Annotated in this window: 14 protein-coding genes and 1 CRISPR repeat array; of the genes, 1 reads left to right on the top strand and 13 read right to left on the bottom strand. The window is 46.0% G+C overall.

The window, feature by feature from the left end:
• On the top strand, positions 1–754 hold a 754-nt coding region (locus ACQ9LF_RS04835), incomplete at its 5' end, for a hypothetical protein (protein ID WP_462488244.1).
• Between the two features lie 89 nt (positions 755–843).
• On the opposite strand, the gene ACQ9LF_RS04830 is transcribed toward ACQ9LF_RS04835, so the two are convergent.
• The 13 genes from ACQ9LF_RS04830 to csm2 form a co-directional block, all read right to left on the bottom strand.
• Positions 844–1,413: a PEP-CTERM sorting domain-containing protein gene (locus ACQ9LF_RS04830; RefSeq protein WP_462488243.1), complete on the bottom strand. Its 570-nt coding sequence runs from the start codon at positions 1,411–1,413 to the stop codon at positions 844–846.
• A 79-nt stretch (positions 1,414–1,492) separates the two neighbouring features.
• Positions 1,493–2,092 (bottom strand): PEP-CTERM sorting domain-containing protein, encoded by a 600-nt coding sequence (locus tag ACQ9LF_RS04825; RefSeq protein WP_462488242.1) that lies wholly within the window; start codon positions 2,090–2,092, stop codon positions 1,493–1,495.
• Positions 2,093–2,144: 52 nt separating this feature from the next.
• The gene (locus tag ACQ9LF_RS04820; RefSeq protein WP_462488241.1) at positions 2,145–3,044 is read right to left on the bottom strand and encodes a choice-of-anchor Q domain-containing protein; all 900 of its coding nucleotides are present in this window, start codon (positions 3,042–3,044) and stop codon (positions 2,145–2,147) included.
• 53 nt (positions 3,045–3,097) lie between these two features.
• Positions 3,098–3,715, bottom strand: coding sequence for a PEP-CTERM sorting domain-containing protein (locus ACQ9LF_RS04815; protein WP_462488240.1), 618 nt, complete (start codon positions 3,713–3,715; stop codon positions 3,098–3,100).
• A gap of 98 nt (positions 3,716–3,813) precedes the next feature.
• Complete coding sequence (locus ACQ9LF_RS04810; protein ID WP_462488239.1) at positions 3,814–6,522, bottom strand: right-handed parallel beta-helix repeat-containing protein; 2,709 nt, start codon at positions 6,520–6,522, stop codon at positions 3,814–3,816.
• 1,228 nt (positions 6,523–7,750) lie between these two features.
• Positions 7,751–9,025 carry a TIGR02710 family CRISPR-associated CARF protein gene (locus ACQ9LF_RS04805; protein ID WP_462488238.1) on the bottom strand — a complete coding sequence of 425 codons (1,275 nt, stop codon included), beginning with the start codon at positions 9,023–9,025 and terminating at the stop codon, positions 7,751–7,753.
• Between the two features lie 229 nt (positions 9,026–9,254).
• On the bottom strand, positions 9,255–9,446 hold the full coding sequence (locus ACQ9LF_RS04800) for a hypothetical protein (RefSeq protein ID WP_462488237.1): 192 nt from the start codon (positions 9,444–9,446) through the stop codon (positions 9,255–9,257).
• A gap of 86 nt (positions 9,447–9,532) precedes the next feature.
• Positions 9,533–11,062: direct repeats of the CRISPR family, unit length 36 nt; unit sequence TTTTCAATCCCTTATTCATCAGGGGAAGATTTCAAC.
• Positions 11,063–11,237: 175 nt separating this feature from the next.
• Entirely contained in the window at positions 11,238–11,513 is a 276-nt protein-coding gene (gene cas2 / locus ACQ9LF_RS04795) for a CRISPR-associated endonuclease Cas2 (RefSeq protein ID WP_462488236.1), read from the bottom strand.
• 4 nt (positions 11,514–11,517) lie between these two features.
• Positions 11,518–12,525: a CRISPR-associated endonuclease Cas1 gene (gene cas1, locus ACQ9LF_RS04790; protein WP_462488235.1), complete on the bottom strand. Its 1,008-nt coding sequence runs from the start codon at positions 12,523–12,525 to the stop codon at positions 11,518–11,520.
• A gap of 139 nt (positions 12,526–12,664) precedes the next feature.
• Complete coding sequence (gene csm5 / locus ACQ9LF_RS04785) at positions 12,665–13,801, bottom strand: type III-A CRISPR-associated RAMP protein Csm5 (RefSeq protein WP_462488234.1); 1,137 nt, start codon at positions 13,799–13,801, stop codon at positions 12,665–12,667.
• A complete protein-coding gene (gene csm4, locus ACQ9LF_RS04780) occupies positions 13,798–14,772 on the bottom strand; it encodes a type III-A CRISPR-associated RAMP protein Csm4 (RefSeq protein ID WP_462488233.1) in 975 nt (324 codons plus the stop codon). Before csm4 ends, csm5 begins: the two co-directional genes overlap by 4 nt.
• On the bottom strand, positions 14,769–15,464 hold the full coding sequence (gene csm3 / locus ACQ9LF_RS04775) for a type III-A CRISPR-associated RAMP protein Csm3 (protein ID WP_462488232.1): 696 nt from the start codon (positions 15,462–15,464) through the stop codon (positions 14,769–14,771). The genes csm4 and csm3 overlap by 4 nt, the downstream gene beginning before the upstream one ends.
• Positions 15,464–15,931: a type III-A CRISPR-associated protein Csm2 gene (csm2, locus tag ACQ9LF_RS04770; RefSeq protein ID WP_462488231.1), complete on the bottom strand. Its 468-nt coding sequence runs from the start codon at positions 15,929–15,931 to the stop codon at positions 15,464–15,466. The genes csm3 and csm2 overlap by 1 nt, the downstream gene beginning before the upstream one ends.
• Positions 15,932–15,940 lie beyond the last annotated feature (9 nt).

The raw sequence follows: 15,940 nt of genomic DNA, 5'->3' as shown, positions 1-15,940 counted from the left end.
TGTGACGGCCTGCAGCCGGGATAATGCGCCGATACCCAACACAGGGACTCCATCTGAGCCGGTGGACATTCTATTGAATGAGCCGGTTTTCCCGTGTTCCCTTCGAAGTAAAACCGTCACAGCAGATTTATACAACCACGGGGAAGGTCCGGCAGACTTCACCGGCCTGTGCAGAATCAATATCGACATAACCGGCGCTCATACGGAATATTGGGATTGGGTCAAATTCGATGTGCCGATTGTTCCGGCAGGCGATTCGGCGGCATTCATTATCCAAAGAAGCTCGGACAACATCAACTGGACAACGATGGCCCAAAACCTTGAGCCGCTGCTGTGGAATTACAATACAGGCCAGCAGAATGTCATCGTTTCCTTCCGTGCTCCGGGTATGGCCTCTGGCGCAGGATGCTTTTGGTTCCCTGCAGGTGCGTTGTGGCAGCGGTATTATTACCGTATCCGTTATTTTAATTCATCCAAAAACAAAGGCGGCAAGTGGTTTAAACAGACCTTGGTTGATGGCTGCCAGTTGAAAATCAATGCATCGGGAAACTTTAAGGCAAAAGTCAATGGCACCGGATATAATTTACCGTATGAAGGTTGGTTCCCAAAAAACAGTACCGTCACAGTCGAGGCGACAAACGGCAGCTTCGGTGCCTGGCAGGTCACCAAACCAGCCAATCTTGGCTACAGCTATGCTAATCCGTGGAGCATTACTCTGGGTGAAGATTATGATATCACGCCGGTAAGTTTCTGAGTAATACAAGAAACCTGCCGGTTTTAAATTAAGGTCGGACCGGCAGGTATAACTTTGGGCAAGGAGGGAGCCCAAAGAAAGGAGGCTTTTTATTTGCGTCGGACCAGCAGGCTGCCAAGACCAATTAAAAATAATGTTGCCGGTTCGGGGATGATAGTAATATTGCTGGAAATAGTAGTGCCGTAATTAGTGCTTAAATGAATATTGAATGCAGTGCCATCACACCACATACCACTGATACCTGTAATTGCCGTACCTGTATAAGCCAGCAAATAATTTGATTGACAGATTAATCTAATATGCTGTGGATCGGCTGAATTATACTTACTTTCAAGCGTATTTATCTGACCTCCACTCAAAGTTACATTGCTGTTTCCCCCAGCCATAATCCTTTCGACAACACCTCCAAGGATGTTTGCAGTACTATTGTCGCTAAGACTTGCATAAGCATTCACAGTTCCACCATAAACGTTTAAAATGCTACTATTCCCCATATAAAACGCATCTATTTGTCCTCCATATACGTTTACGGTGGCATCATTACTGACAAAAAACTGTCCAAATGTTTCTCCGGTGTAGATGTTTTGTGTCCCGCTGTTAAGATAAGCAAAAGCAGAAACAGACAAAACCAACAATAACATCAGTATCGTCTTTTTCATAAATACCTCCAATTCAAAATGGTTGAAAACACATAAGGGGCTTCCGGAAAACCGAAAGCCCCTTTTGTTTCAAAATATTCTATTTTTGTTTACGTCGCAGGAATAATCCACCTGCCCCTAACAACAGCATTGTCGCTGGTTCGGGGATAATAGTAAAAGTAATATCATCAATAGTCGGAGTATAGTTTGCAACATCAACAAGTTGAATGGCAAATGTTGAATCATCCGCCCAAATGCCCGTAAGCATTTTTGTTACTGTATTGTAATCCCAATCTTTGCAGATTATTTCAATGTATGGATCAACCTGTAAACCTACGAGTTGCGAAGTCTTCAATCGTTGAATGGTTCCTCCGCTTAATACCGCAGTAGCATAAGAACCAATACTAATTTCATAGACCTCTCCGCCAGAAAAATCAAGGTGAGCATAACCACCAACACTTAAGTCACGAATTCCACCACTAGGATATACTGTCTGATCATAAGGAGCTGTCCCCTGAATGACCGCAGAACTCGATCCTAATAAACTTAATGAATCTCCCCCGCCTCCCGTCATCAAAAGGGATTGAGTACCAGTCAGTGTTAATCCGCCAAAATCCATCCCATCCGTAATAGTATAGGTATAACCCGCAAAAGCCGATATCGACATTGCCAATGACATAATCAACACAAACCGTTTCATTGTTAATCCTCCAAACCTAATTTAGTTATCATTAATAAATCCGACATATCAATTAAAACTCCGTCGTCTTAATTGTCATGTCTTCCAATTCTGTAAGGCTTTGTTCCAAAAGGTCTTTGATTTCCTGCCAAGTCTGGGCATCTTCTCCCCCGGCATCAATAAAGACTTCAATATCTTTTAATAGAGATGCAATCTGTTCACGCTCCGCCACAGGGTCAAATTCTTCAACAGAAGATTCTTCTTCTGGGGACTGAGTCGCACTTAACGCAGAGATTGTCCCTGCCGATGATACAGATTTCGTTTCATACAATTCAGAAGACACTTGAGATTCCAAGGAGGCAGATAACATCATCATACTCTGCTGATTTGCAAGCTGCTCCTGATATTCCCGAATATCCGTTCGCCAGCAGGCCACCCACAGCCACGGTGCATCTTCCACCAATACCATCAGGTCGGCAACGTCAATGGAGTAAATACTATCGCCGGCAGTCGATAGATTGTACCGATATGCCGAGGAATACCAGTGTTCACACCGACTCGGGTCGATATAACCGGGGCTATTCGGGTCGGTCACATAATCATGGTTGGGATTGTTGGGGTCGACGATAGCCGGGTCGTTGGGGTCGTGGGCCAGCCAGTTTTGAGAAAAGCCGTTAAATTCATACATGTTGACCAGCCCATCAGCATTCCAGTCATACGCATTATACACATCACTGCAATCGGGGTCGATTTCATCGGCTCCCATATCCACATAATTGCCCATCAGACGGGTTTGGCCATCAAGGTCATTCTGGTTTGCACACGATGTTGCCGGGTCGCCCCTGTCAATACACGGCGACGTAGGGAGCAAATGATAAATCGCCACATTGGGATCGCCATCATAAGCAAACTGCGGATTGCAGCTGATATTTCCGTTACTGTCCGGTGTTATATTGTTTATCTGCTGTTCCATGACGGATTGTACAAATAGGGCTTTCGGAGAACCGAAAGCCCCTTGAGATGATTTTAGCTTCTACGACGCAATAACAAACCACCGAGACCCAACAGAAGCATAGTTGCGGGTTCTGGAGTGATGACATTAATGTTAGTCCAAGTGAGATCATAAGTACTGTCGTTAATGAATTCTATCGCGAAAGAAGAGCCATCCATCCACTTGCCCTGAATACCAAGCAGAGGATCGTTGTTTAACCACGACCAACCGGGCTGACAATAGAGGTCTATGTGTGGATCAGCACCGGTCTTTTCCGTAAACTGCATACTTTTAATAAGATTGATGCTTCCACCATGAAGCTCTGCCGTAGCACTGCTGCCAATCGTAATCAATTCGGTTAAACCACCTGTATAAAGCAGATGGCTGGTATTATAAAGTTTAATATCATAAACTCCTCCAACAAGCATTCCTAGCGGAGTTGAGGTTGATTGTATAATTAAGCGGCCATTATCCCGAATAGAAATTTCTAAAGCTCCTCCTCCATCGACAACAAGTGGAGGATTATAAGACCTCCAAGTAATATACCCTTGATATCCATCATCTGCCGTAAGAAATCCATCACTGATACCACCAAATGCTATCGAAAAACTAAAGGCAAAAAACAACAATGCTGCTGTTCTTTTCATCTTCATCACTGTCTCCATCTTAAGTTATTATAGGCCGTGTACAGGAATAGTAAAACCTGTACACGGCAATAATTATACACTTTTTATGTCGTCAAGTCAAGCATTTATTCTATCTGGACAGATTCTGTCTGTAAATCGTACAGACTCTGATAAACTGCTTTCATGAATTCCTGCCAGTCTTCCGCATTGATTCCCTGCTGTATATCTGGTTCTTCAAGCCAGATTTGCTCCAGGAACCTGATGCTGTCCTTCAAGTCCAAAACTTGCTGCTCAATCGAAACTGGAACCGGGGTGGTGGCTGTTGAATCAAGTACAAGGGAAGATTCCTGTGAAGAAACAGCAAACGATTGACTATCCATCAGCGTCTGCTCTGTGATGCTGGTTGTCAGAACTTCTTCACCACCAAAGGTCATCTGCTGCATTTGCAGTTCTTCCAAGTCGAGCCAGCAGGCCTTCCATAACCAGGAAGCATCTTCCAAAAAGGCTGTCAAATCTGCTAAATCAATCAAATACTGGCTGCTTCCGGTTGGCTCAAAATTGTACTTGTACTTCCACTCATACCAGCCCTCTGAAAGGTTTGGATCAGCCAAATTCGGGTCTGCCAGCCATACCGGATCATTGGGATCGTGCCCAAGCCATGCCCTTGAGAGGCCGCTGAACTCAACCATGTTGACCAGCCCGTCTGCATTCAAGTCATAGCTGTTTGATGTATCCTCACACTCGATTTCATAGGCACCCCGGTCAACTGCAGTCCCCAAAACTCTGTCTCTGTTGTCCATATCAACCTGGGAGTAATTTTCCTGAAGGGTAAGCCCTGAATCATGGCACGGGCTGTCAGCCATAATTCTGACATTATTGGGGTCAAAATAGGCAAACTTTGGATCTAAGCTGAGGTTATTATTGACGGAGTTGCAGTCTTCAATACAACTATAAGATGCCGTCTGATCTGCTGAAAAACCTGCAAGTGCAGGGCCGCCGTTATGGTAGACGATACAGTTTTTTATTTCTGGCAATGTGCTTCCCATCAAACCAACGCCCATAGTCTTATTGTGGGCAACGGTAACATTCTGAAGATGCGGCGTGCTGGTCGGATTAAAAAGCATAATGCCTGCTCGTCCTTCATTCGATAGGTCGCTTTCTGTGACAACCGAATTGATTACAAAAGGTGTTGAATCTTGGCAGGCAATCCCGTTTTGCATGTTCTGCCTGATCCAGCAATTTTCCACAGTAAGCGTATAACCTGAGCCGATGTGGCGGATTCCGTCAGATTTATTGTTTCGTATAGTACACCATTCAAGGGTCACATTGCCTTCTTCTACATACACGCCATAGGCTTCATTTTTTTCAACGATGCAGTTTTCTAAGGCAAAGTCAGCGCCTGAACCGTAAATTCCATAGCCATCAATTGAGGCCTCTGAGACCGTTAAGCCATTCAGAAGCGTATTACTGCCCATAGATACGACGTTGTCGTTGCGATGCGTATCATCAATTTTGCCAGAAAGGGTAGTTTGATACCTCTTAGGATTTCGCAAGCTGAAATCGCATCCGCCCGTCGGGAATCCGCCGTAAAGAGAGATATTTGGAGGCAGGACAAAGCTGTCATTTTCATTATCGCCGGGGGAATAAGTCCCTTGGGCGCAGTAGATGGATTGTACCTCGCCGCAGACGGCAGACCGTGCATACTCCAACGCATCCTGAAGTCTGGTGAACGCATTTTGCCAGTCCAGACCGTTATTGGCGCCATTGACGGCGTTTTTGTCCACATACAACACCTCCGGCATATCCCGCCAGCAGCAGACAGGGGTATCCTTTATGGCCCTGGCTACCATGCGGTTTTCAGGATAAACAATATTCGGGTCATTGGGGTCATTGACCATAACAGTCCCCCACAATTCGGCCACATTATGCAGATAACCGCCTGGTGCAGCGTTGTAATTGACGGTTACGACCAGTTCCACGCAGGATGAATCATTGGGATCGATGTCGTCCAAATCCCAGCGATAGTAATGTTCTTCCGGATTGTAATTGTCGTCGATGATCAGCGGGTCAATACTCAGAATACTATTGTAATCAACACCTTCAGGCAGCCAGTCAATAATGAAAGGGTTATCAATTGTTCTGCCGAATGGATTGTCAAAACAAATGTGATATGTTATTGCCTGCTCCGGACTTGCGCATTGATCATCCGCAAGGTTATCGTCTTTGGTAAACTGAATTGCAGTTCCTACAGAAATATTGTCAACAATCCAATAATTACCGCTGTCATGGATAGTCACGTAGCTGATAAAATTCCCGGACGGGGCATCTACCCGAAGCGTTCCAGGACCATTCGCATTGGCTTCTTCGATTCGACGGTTTGCCGGTCCGGTGTCGGTGTCCAATACGTTACCGCTTGTGTCATAAGCGGTAAGAGTCAGTTGAGTTGCACAACAGTAACCCAACTCAACAAACACCACATCCGTATCGCCAAAAGTAATCTTGCCGCCGTCGCCCGGTGTGCCCGTCCAAGCGGCCACATAATCGTATATCCAATAATTCGAAGAACCCCAGGATTGTCCAGATGGCCACGAGGACGCATTATAGTTGCCGGTTGTTACATCACTGACCAGCCAATCGTTTCCACTGGTAAGAGCCTGAAAGTGAACACGAGGATAAAATGATCCGATCGGCGTGCCATCCCGTCCGAGGAATTCCTCAAAAGTCATGGTCATAACATTCGCCATCGTATGATGGCTGGACAATAAAATCAACATCAATGAAATGAAAAACACACAAGAATTGACGCCTTTCACCACCGCTCGTTGAGTCTCCATAGTTTTCTCCTTATCCTGATCTACCTGTCTTGACGGAAGTCAAACACGATATTCGACCCCGAATCAAAAGATTGTTATACGATTTATTTCATGCGGCAGGAAAAAAGATATAGGGGATACTGCCGCACGTAATCAACCGAGGCTTGGCCAGCCCGCAAAGAATACGAGAGCAGCACCCCCTGTATCTTTTATGCATACAAGGGGGCGCCGTCCTACGTAACGCTTCTTTGCGGAAATTTGGCCAATTTCGGTTGAAGCGTCCTATCGTAAAACGACAAGAACTATTCAATTTTGATTAACATTTTATTCAAACTCACCCTCCTCTGGCAAGAAAATAATCTCTCTGCTTCCGACGCAATAATCAAACCAGAATCCACTCTTATCATGCAGCCATTTCTCAGCCTCATAATGTTGACAAAAAAATTATCATTTTTTTGAAAAATCTGAATATATTTCCTCAAATCAAGCTGTGCGTATAATTAATCTGGATAATATTTGGAAGCAATAGGATAAATTAAAGTGACAATCATGTCCCATTATCTGGACACCGCAGGTCGAGAGTACTCTACTCTCGAAACCGGTATACTACGCGCAATAACTGCAATGGCACGCAATCGGGTGCAATAATTGCAACGATTTTTGTATTTCCCTTGTATTATTAAGTGAATTATAGCTCATTATATAGCAATAGGTTACGGATTTTTGACCCCTTTTGTGAAGGGGCAAAACGGAATTGCTCGACACGCTGGGGGTCACAGGTTCAAGTCCTGTACCGCCCACTGGTTTTTTGTCCGGTTTTCACAAGGCTTCGAAATGCCTTGCAACCCCTGGCAATCACAAGGTTTTACGTCCGATTCGTCAAGATTGGTTTTTACTTCATTTCGGCCCCCTTCCGGTCGCAGACGGTCCCTGATTATGTCCCTTGTTCCCTCGGTTTGGTCTTGTTTCTAAAACGTATTCCAGACCATTATGTTTTAAGTTTTTTTCCTCAAACACGGAGGTTTGAGCTACTATTGTAGGGCAAGCCTCTGTGCTTGCTGCTTCCAGCCTCGCCGCAAGCGCATCCATTTTTATTTAATCGGAATGCCTCCGGCATAGATATTACCTCAAGCTCAGAGGCCAAAGCGATACATCCAGCCCGCCACAGGCGGGCTTCTGTCTGCCTGCCGCGATGGGCCCTTGCCCTGCGTTTCTCTTCAACCTTGATGGATTGGTACGTGACTGTGATTTACAGGGTTATAAAAGTTCCATTTGCCTTCATCTGTTCATACTCCTGAGGGGGGATATATTGGGCCAACAGCTCCTGGTAGGTATTCAGAAGGCCCTTGACCGTCGGCTCTTCAATGGGTACTGTGCCGTGAGCCAGCCAGGAGTTGTTTCGGGCCTCCAGCCAGTTTTTCAGGGGACCGCTGCATTTATTGTCTTTTGGCGGATTGTTCGGATCGTAGGGACAATTCCAATAAAGCCTTATCAAGTGCAGTCCCACCTCATCCTTGAGCTCGGCTAACAATTCGATGGCTTCCTTAAGCCCCAACTTCACACAGCCGCCGGACTGTTTGGGTTTGACGGCAAGTCGTTCCAGCGTCATCGCTGAAATCCCCATTTTTTTCAGCTCTTCTAGTTTTATTTTAGACGTATTCAGACCCCGTTTGTTCAGATAGACCTGAGCCAGGTATTCATAGGCTCGATACATTCGTGACAGGGCATCATCCAGACGTCCCTGGATAAACCGTCTTTGAGCATTGAGCAGCAATTCGACCAATCGCGGGGTGCCCCATTCTTCCTGGAGCAGCCTCTGAAGAAACTCGGTCTGATGGGCCAGGCGGGATAAGTCAACTCCGACCAGGTTTTCGTAGGGATTGGCGGCTTTATTGAGGACATGTGCGGCCTGTTCCCACCGGAACCGTTCCCACAAATCATAGGCCTGGCTGATCATCCAGATGGTTTTGGCCTGCTGTTTGAGCGGACCATCCGGCAGGACGCGGCGCAAGGTGTCGGTCAGCTCCATCGCGGCGACAAAATCCAGCTTGTTGAACAGCAGCCGTGCCCGTTCAAGCTGCCGTTCGGCATAGACGCAGATCGGATAAAAGGCCTCCAGTCCCGTCGATTCCACGACGCGTCCGGTTTCGTCCCGGGGACCGGTGATATAGCTGACCTGTCCTGCCTCCACGGCAACCGCTGCGGCAAACAGCGCAGCCGACATCGCCTTGGTGCCGCTGGTAAAATCGACAATCAGATCCTGCGGGGCAAAGGCCCGGAGCCGCTGCAGATAGCTGTGGTATAAGCTCTGCACATTATTCTCATCTTGAGCGACGACCGAGTCCCAGCTCAGATCCATGGTGCGCAGGGAATCTTCCAGCTGAGGCAGTGTTTCCCTGGCGGTCTTTTCCGAGCAGAGGAAAACCACGCGTTGGGGCTTATGCCGTTGTATCGAAAACAACAGTGCGTTGGCGATGTCCTGCCGATCGCGGCCGGTCCCGACAGTCATAATCAGAATACACATATCCAGTCCTTTCCAAAAAAGAGAATAACAGGGTCCATTGCTTGGGTTACTCATTGCAGCCTGTCCAGGGGCAATCACCTATACGCCACCGAAGACCTTTGCAGTTGTGCCCACCCCACACACATCAGACGTCCAATCTAAAACCCCCTTACTCATCAGGGCAAGGCTGCAACGTGCCACAACCTCATTCCATGTGGCAGGAGGGTATTTTACTAATGGTTTTATATTATTACACCGTCCTTGCATCGTCGCCGGTTAATGACAACCACAAAGGCGACTCCATCAATGCCTGCTGCAAAACCGACGGTATCCGTACCCATGCCAATACGTCAGATTCGATTTCATTTAAGTATCGCTCACAGAGTGTTTTTCCTGTTTTGGCCTTATACAAGGCCATAATTGCTTGTCTTAATTCGTTCATAATTTCACCTTGTTTGTAATGTTGTCGGTTTCTGTTTTGATGCATCCCGGATCCACGATCAGATAGCCCAGCATCATCCGCCCACCGTTTCAATCCCTTATTCATCAGGGGAAGGTTTCAACCGGAGCACCGGCTGTCGTCGATGCTCTCAACGGCATAATAACTGTTTCAATCCCTTATTCATCAGGGGAAGGTTTCAACTGAAAAGCTGAACGACGAAAACGGCGGGGCGCAGAATTGTTTCAATCCCTTATTCATCAGGGGAAGGTTTCAACAAAGATATTGTTCCTTGGGTGCCAGCAAAGAAACATCTGTTTCAATCCCTTATTCATCAGGGGAAGATTTCAACTAAGCTAAGCATTACAAAGGATTTATGCTTGGCAACTTTTCAATCCCTTATTCATCAGGGGAAGATTTCAACATAATAACAATTAGACAAGTAAGAAAGGGGAAGACGATTTTTCAATCCCTTATTCATCAGGGGAAGATTTCAACGTCGAGCCTAAAAACGCAGGAAGATTTCCGGAATACCATTTTCAATCCCTTATTCATCAGGGGAAGATTTCAACCAAACGAACTCTTTCAAGGAAAGGAATAAACATGTCAAATTTTCAATCCCTTATTCATCAGGGGAAGATTTCAACTTAAAAACGGCTTTTGGTATCGACGGAGACCCTCTGGAGATTTTTTCAATCCCTTATTCATCAGGGGAAGATTTCAACTGAACGCAGGAACACCGGCGCAAACAAAGGCCATAAATTTTCAATCCCTTATTCATCAGGGGAAGATTTCAACGGCTATATCAGGCCATCCGCAAGAACCGTGCAGTCTTAGGTTTTCAATCCCTTATTCATCAGGGGAAGATTTCAACTCTTGAGGGGCACCTGAAAACGCAAATCGACGAACAGAATTTTCAATCCCTTATTCATCAGGGGAAGATTTCAACCTATCAAGGAAGTCTTTGGTGGGACTATCAAGGAAGTCTTTTTTCAATCCCTTATTCATCAGGGGAAGATTTCAACGAAAAAAAATGTTGCTGACGCTGAAACAAATCAAAAATTTTCAATCCCTTATTCATCAGGGGAAGATTTCAACCCGCCCATTTATACGTTCCATCCCACGCGGACTCCATTTTTCAATCCCTTATTCATCAGGGGAAGATTTCAACAGGAATTATTCCTCGTGTTACTATGGAAGATGCGGGTTTTCAATCCCTTATTCATCAGGGGAAGATTTCAACGGAAGAAGGCGGTAGGTGCGTTTACTGCGGACAGTACTTTTTCAATCCCTTATTCATCAGGGGAAGATTTCAACCAGGCAAACTACACAGGCAGGGAGGCTCTTCTAATCAGTTTTCAATCCCTTATTCATCAGGGGAAGATTTCAACGGGGCTACGTAATATTCAGCAGGATTGTGCCGAGATCGGTGTTTTCAATCCCTTATTCATCAGGGGAAGATTTCAACATTGATAAGATTCAATCGATTGTCAAGCAATTTGTTGAGTTTTCAATCCCTTATTCATCAGGGGAAGATTTCAACTATACCCGCCAAAAAATGATTTTTCTGCTCCTCTCGACGATTTTCAATCCCTTATTCATCAGGGGAAGATTTCAACCGCAGCTTATGTAACTACTTTAATTCGGACAGGTTAAAAAGTCAAGCGTCATAGAGGCCTTAAAATACTTATTTGGAAGCATTATGGTCTGGGCGAAACGCCGGCCTAAAATGCGTTATCTTCTGTGCCGCCAAAGGGTTACATTTTTGTTGTTAAGCCGGCCCCCAAAAACGGCTCATACAATAAAAAATGTTTCCTGATTGGTTAGCTTGGCATCCCCAAATAATTGTGTCTGGTCCAGACATCGCTGGCATATATGGTAGATGCGGATGGAGTCCTCATCAGGATCGATGATTTTCCGGAGTCTGTCGACCATTTCTGTCAACAATTCATTGTCCAAATCCGCCTCAAAGACGCTGTATTGTACACGGTATCCATAGTCCAAAAGAATTTTGGAAATTTTTAATCTTCGCCGGTCATCTGTACAGTCATATCCGATAACTATGAACATGGGGTTACCTCACTGACAGTCTGTAGTGGACATAAGGAGTCTTGTTCATGATGGCAGTCTCCAGTTTTTCTGCCTGCTGAAAGATCAATTCCCGTGCATTGGTAAACGTCTGCCTGTCGGCCAGACGCTGGGGGGCATCGAGAAAGCGTTCCCATTCTGCCAGAAGCCGCTTTTTAGGGTCTTCTTTTAATAGAACTGCATATTGGGGTCCGTTCCCGAAATCCTCGGCTTTGAGGATCTTTTTATTGAACATCAGCATGACAAATCGGTCCGCCAGGGGCTGGCGAAACTGTTCGACAAAATCCAGGGCCAGAGCCGGAGCATTGCGATTTGGAGCATGCATCAGCCCGCAGAAGACATCCAAACGTGTAATTTGCAGAGCTGAAGAGCACAGTTCGGTCAAGAGGACATACACAAACGACAAGACCGCATTGACCGGATCGGTAGGCGGTCGTCGGATACGTCCGGAAAAATGCATCTGCAGAGAGCTGAAAATCCGCACCAGGGCCGCGACATAATCCCGCGAGCAAATACCTTCGATCCCGCGAACGGATTCGATGGTTTGACAGGTATTCAGCTGGCTGCGATAGGTCTGGATTTGAGCGGCCAGACGATCCAGCTCCGGATCCGGATGATTATAGGCATAGCGTTTAATAATACTGATACAGCAGACGGCACGGGCATCGACCAGATCTTTGCAGAACTCCAGACTATAGGCCGGGTCGCGAGCGAGGGCGTATTGATTTTGCCGAAGTTCAACATGGGGGGTATCCGGCGGGCACAGCACGCCGCGAAGACGCCCGGTGTGTGTGGTCAAAACCAAAGGAATACGCCGATCCAGCAGCAATGCCAGTGCACTTTCGGTAATCTGAATCCGCCCGAGAAAAACCAGCCGGGTCAGCCGATGCAGGGGAATAGACATGATCTCCTGTTGGTCTTTGGACACGACCAGACGACGCCCCTGACGGCTGACCTTGGCACCCTGTTCTCTGAGATATAACGTTCCCATCATAAGCCTCCCGTTCCCTGTGCGCATAGCCTCTATAACGGCAAAACAAAGACGGCAGATAACTCATCCCACCTGTCCGAAAACCCTATGAACTTGTCAAAGAACGATAGCCTTTTCGCCCCACTACGGCCTCTGGGCAAGGCTATTTGAGCTCCTCGAGCCGGACTTTGGCCCAGCCCAGGGGGCCAAATAAAGAGCTCTCATTTCTCAAAAGGCTTCGTGTCGTTCCCCAGGGCAAAGGGGTTTTGTTTTTGCCTTTTCGTGTTTTGGGATTTCTAAGCGGCTTGCCGTTTTCGAGGGTTACATCTACTGTAACCGACTCACAATGGCTGAATCGACCCAGCCGGATTGGAAATTCCAAGGGGCCATATTTTTCCTGCTGCAGCCGTTCAGAGGCTTTTTCCATATCTTCAAAGTATAAAACCATATCAGGCCGGTATTTATAAAAGTCGCGATGCTCATCAGCCATTCTTTTCTGATAAAACCTCCTGCACGCCTCAGCAATAACTTCGGCCGAAAGCGGCATAGAGACAGCATTGCGGATATGCAATCCTGAATAAAGGGTGAATACGCCATGCCCTTTTATATTTGTTGAGCCATCCAATATTGAGTAGGTCATTTCATAAAACTGCTGTATGCTTTGTGTCTTTTTATGGGGATTGTAGACCATTATTTCTTCAATTTTGGTGGCATCGTAGGGTAAGGTTATGTCTTCTATCGATATCGCCCGGAATGGATCTCGTTTTGCATCACCATTGTATCCCAAGGATTCACCCTCCCAATTGGGTTTAGATTCATCCGGAAGCTGGCGGCTTTTTTCATATGTTGTCTTTACTTTTGCAGAGACAATCGCTGTGCGGATGGCCCCCTTGATGGACGAGCCGGGGATAACAGGCTGCCATTTTTTTGTATTTCGATAAAACAGATTGACAATCAATTGATTTTCTTGGCTGTCCAGTTTATTTTGATAAATATTCCATATATTCTGACAGACCGGCAGGGTATGAAGACTGAATCGTTTAAGATCCGTATTGTCACGAATAAACTTCCGCAGATAACGCACCGTATCCTTCCCTTTGTTGACGGCATCGTAGAACCGCATCTTCTGCTGCTGATTTAATCCTGAAACCATCCCGGGCAAGTCGATGATATGGAGTTCAGGTTCGCCATTTGTGTCTTGAGTGATTACATACTCAAACGGCGACAGTTCGTCGCCAGTACCGATATGAATAGGCGATAGCGCCTGAATCGTCATTTTGTATTTTTTTGCGTAATTCATGCTGCCTCCACAGAGTCCCGGCTCAGCCGAATAGGTAGTGCTAAAGATAATCCATAATGTACAACCTGTTTTAGTGTATCATGTACATCGTGAATCATCCTGCCATAGAATGGTCTGGGAATATCCGTCAAAAGAACTGACCCGGCCTGAAGCATCATAATGGTCTTTTTAAACGGAAATTCTGAAATCGCCCAATGGCCTCCCAGTCTGCCGGTTTTGGCTTTAATAGACCAGAAGCCTTTGACCGGATCAGATTGTGCCGGAGCGCACGGCCCCAGCAGCATAACGGCATTGGGATGTTTCACATCCGGCAGACTAACTGGTTCTACTCGTTCTACTTTGATTGCTCCACGTCCGATACTTTTATCCCTGCCATATCCCCATGCCAATGCCTCTTCAAGAATACCTTTCAAATCGCCGGCATTGTACTCATCGGATGCAATATAGAGATCATAGAGAGAACCATATTGTGCCGTAAAGATATCCTCAGTAAAGAAAACTCCACCCTGGACCGTACCACCACCTAAACGACTGACAAAATTATGGGGTGAAAGTGAGATTTTCATCTCTCTTTTTCGCGGATCATCATCTGAGAGGTCGGATTCTTGCTGTTGCTGGCATCGCAGGCTCTCCATAAGCGATTTACCGTTCAAATCCTGCAAGCAGTTCGCCAAGCGGTCACTGTCAATGTAGCGGATTTTCCTGAGGCCTTTTTCATCTACGGAAACATTAGTTGTCTGCTCCGTGGCCCGATAAGTCGGCAGTATCGGTACAGGCAGGCGACCCGCTGGAAACGGATCAGATAAAAGCAAAGGCGGTTTGTCTGAATCCATCCGGGAAAGAAATTCGCCCAATTTCTCATCACCTTCACCATACGCCTTCGACCAGCAGATATGACCAAAGAGGGTATCTGCCGCCAGTGGTGTTCCCAGCGGGGACAAGAGTGTAAGTTGAGCTTTGTACTGTTTCATCGTGTGGATTTCTCCCGAATTAATGGCAGCTTTATTTCATTTTCATTTTCATCTTTAAGCTCAATGAATTGAATTCGGCCATTGCCTCTGGAGCCCCCTCCACCCAGATAGTCATCCTGGACAAGAGCAAGCCCTAACAGAACGACCTGGCTGAAGTTTTCCTCATCTTTTACACCGCCGTCTCCCATATCGAGAATCTTGAAACTGATGTTCAGATCAAAAGTCACATCAGGGACGACACGCTCAATAGGACGTGGAGTTGCTTTGGCCGTGATGCGATTGATTGTATTTTCACTTTTATCTTCGATAATAGGATATCCTTTTTTGAACTTCTGCGAAAACATTTCAGATAAAGGGCAATCCCTTATAATCAAGCGTGTAGGACCGATTTCGGTCTTTTCACTCGCCGAAATACCGAATACCCGGCAAATCGGGCAATCTAAAGCCGTTATTGTATCGTTGCAATGGTGAACGTTTTCTTTTAAATCTACTTTGTCTTTATACCATTCGAGCAATGAACGCATCTTGCCTTTAAGAGAAGAACCTGGAATATAGGGCTCCTTAGTGGCAGGATTACGGATAATGGGGTTGTCCATCCCGCCGATTTCCATGGCGGCGTCTCCACCGCCGATATGCAGCCCTGTTTTGACCAATACTTTACCGGTAATCTTTTTTGTTTTTATCAGTTTCATTAGCTCACCAATCCTTTCCCATACATAAATCCGACGACAGCTTCGAAATGTTTGGCCGCCGCTTTGAATGTGAGTACTTCATTTTCTTTAACTTGGTCGATTAAGCCGACAAAAAAATTTGCAAATTGGAGAGGTATTTTATTTCGATCATAAGCATAATAAGCCAGACTTTTGAGCATCTTTATCATAGGATACAGTTTTGCGTAATCATCATCTGTAATCAATTGATTGCTATAGTCTTTCACTGCTCCGTAAAATCTCCTTAATTGGGCAGAACTGATTTTATTTCCAGAACTAAGATCTTCGATGACTTTCTCAGCGACATCTGTAACAAGTCTGGGATTAATATTCCCGCCGACTACAAAAGGTACACCCTCGTATTTTCTTGGATTGATTGGATTCTGCTGGCGGCTGCCGCCACGGCTATGTTGGCCACCAGTTTTCTGGTTTTGAGAATATTGTGCCATATTGACTCC

Source organism: Anaeroglomus insulsum (assembly GCF_050689095.1).
In the GTDB taxonomy this organism is placed as follows: domain Bacteria; phylum Planctomycetota; class Phycisphaerae; order Sedimentisphaerales; family Anaerohalosphaeraceae; genus Anaeroglomus; species Anaeroglomus insulsum.
This window is presented reverse-complemented; position numbering and strand designations above follow the sequence as displayed.

Bases quoted from the DNA above. Each gene is read 5' to 3' on its own strand.
- ACQ9LF_RS04830 (WP_462488243.1), bottom strand. From the start codon at position 1,413: ATGAAAAAGACGATACTGATGTTATTGTTGGTTTTGTCTGTTTCTGCT.
- ACQ9LF_RS04825 (WP_462488242.1), bottom strand. From the start codon at position 2,092: ATGAAACGGTTTGTGTTGATTATGTCATTGGCAATGTCGATATCGGCT.
- ACQ9LF_RS04820 (WP_462488241.1), bottom strand. From the start codon at position 3,044: ATGGAACAGCAGATAAACAATATAACACCGGACAGTAACGGAAATATC.
- ACQ9LF_RS04815 (WP_462488240.1), bottom strand. From the start codon at position 3,715: ATGAAGATGAAAAGAACAGCAGCATTGTTGTTTTTTGCCTTTAGTTTT.
- ACQ9LF_RS04810 (WP_462488239.1), bottom strand. From the start codon at position 6,522: ATGGAGACTCAACGAGCGGTGGTGAAAGGCGTCAATTCTTGTGTGTTT.
- ACQ9LF_RS04805 (WP_462488238.1), bottom strand. From the start codon at position 9,025: ATGTGTATTCTGATTATGACTGTCGGGACCGGCCGCGATCGGCAGGAC.
- ACQ9LF_RS04800 (WP_462488237.1), bottom strand. From the start codon at position 9,446: ATGAACGAATTAAGACAAGCAATTATGGCCTTGTATAAGGCCAAAACA.
- cas2 (WP_462488236.1), bottom strand. From the start codon at position 11,513: ATGTTCATAGTTATCGGATATGACTGTACAGATGACCGGCGAAGATTA.
- cas1 (WP_462488235.1), bottom strand. From the start codon at position 12,525: ATGATGGGAACGTTATATCTCAGAGAACAGGGTGCCAAGGTCAGCCGT.
- csm5 (WP_462488234.1), bottom strand. From the start codon at position 13,801: ATGAATTACGCAAAAAAATACAAAATGACGATTCAGGCGCTATCGCCT.
- csm4 (WP_462488233.1), bottom strand. From the start codon at position 14,772: ATGAAACAGTACAAAGCTCAACTTACACTCTTGTCCCCGCTGGGAACA.
- csm3 (WP_462488232.1), bottom strand. From the start codon at position 15,464: ATGAAACTGATAAAAACAAAAAAGATTACCGGTAAAGTATTGGTCAAA.
- csm2 (WP_462488231.1), bottom strand. From the start codon at position 15,931: ATGGCACAATATTCTCAAAACCAGAAAACTGGTGGCCAACATAGCCGT.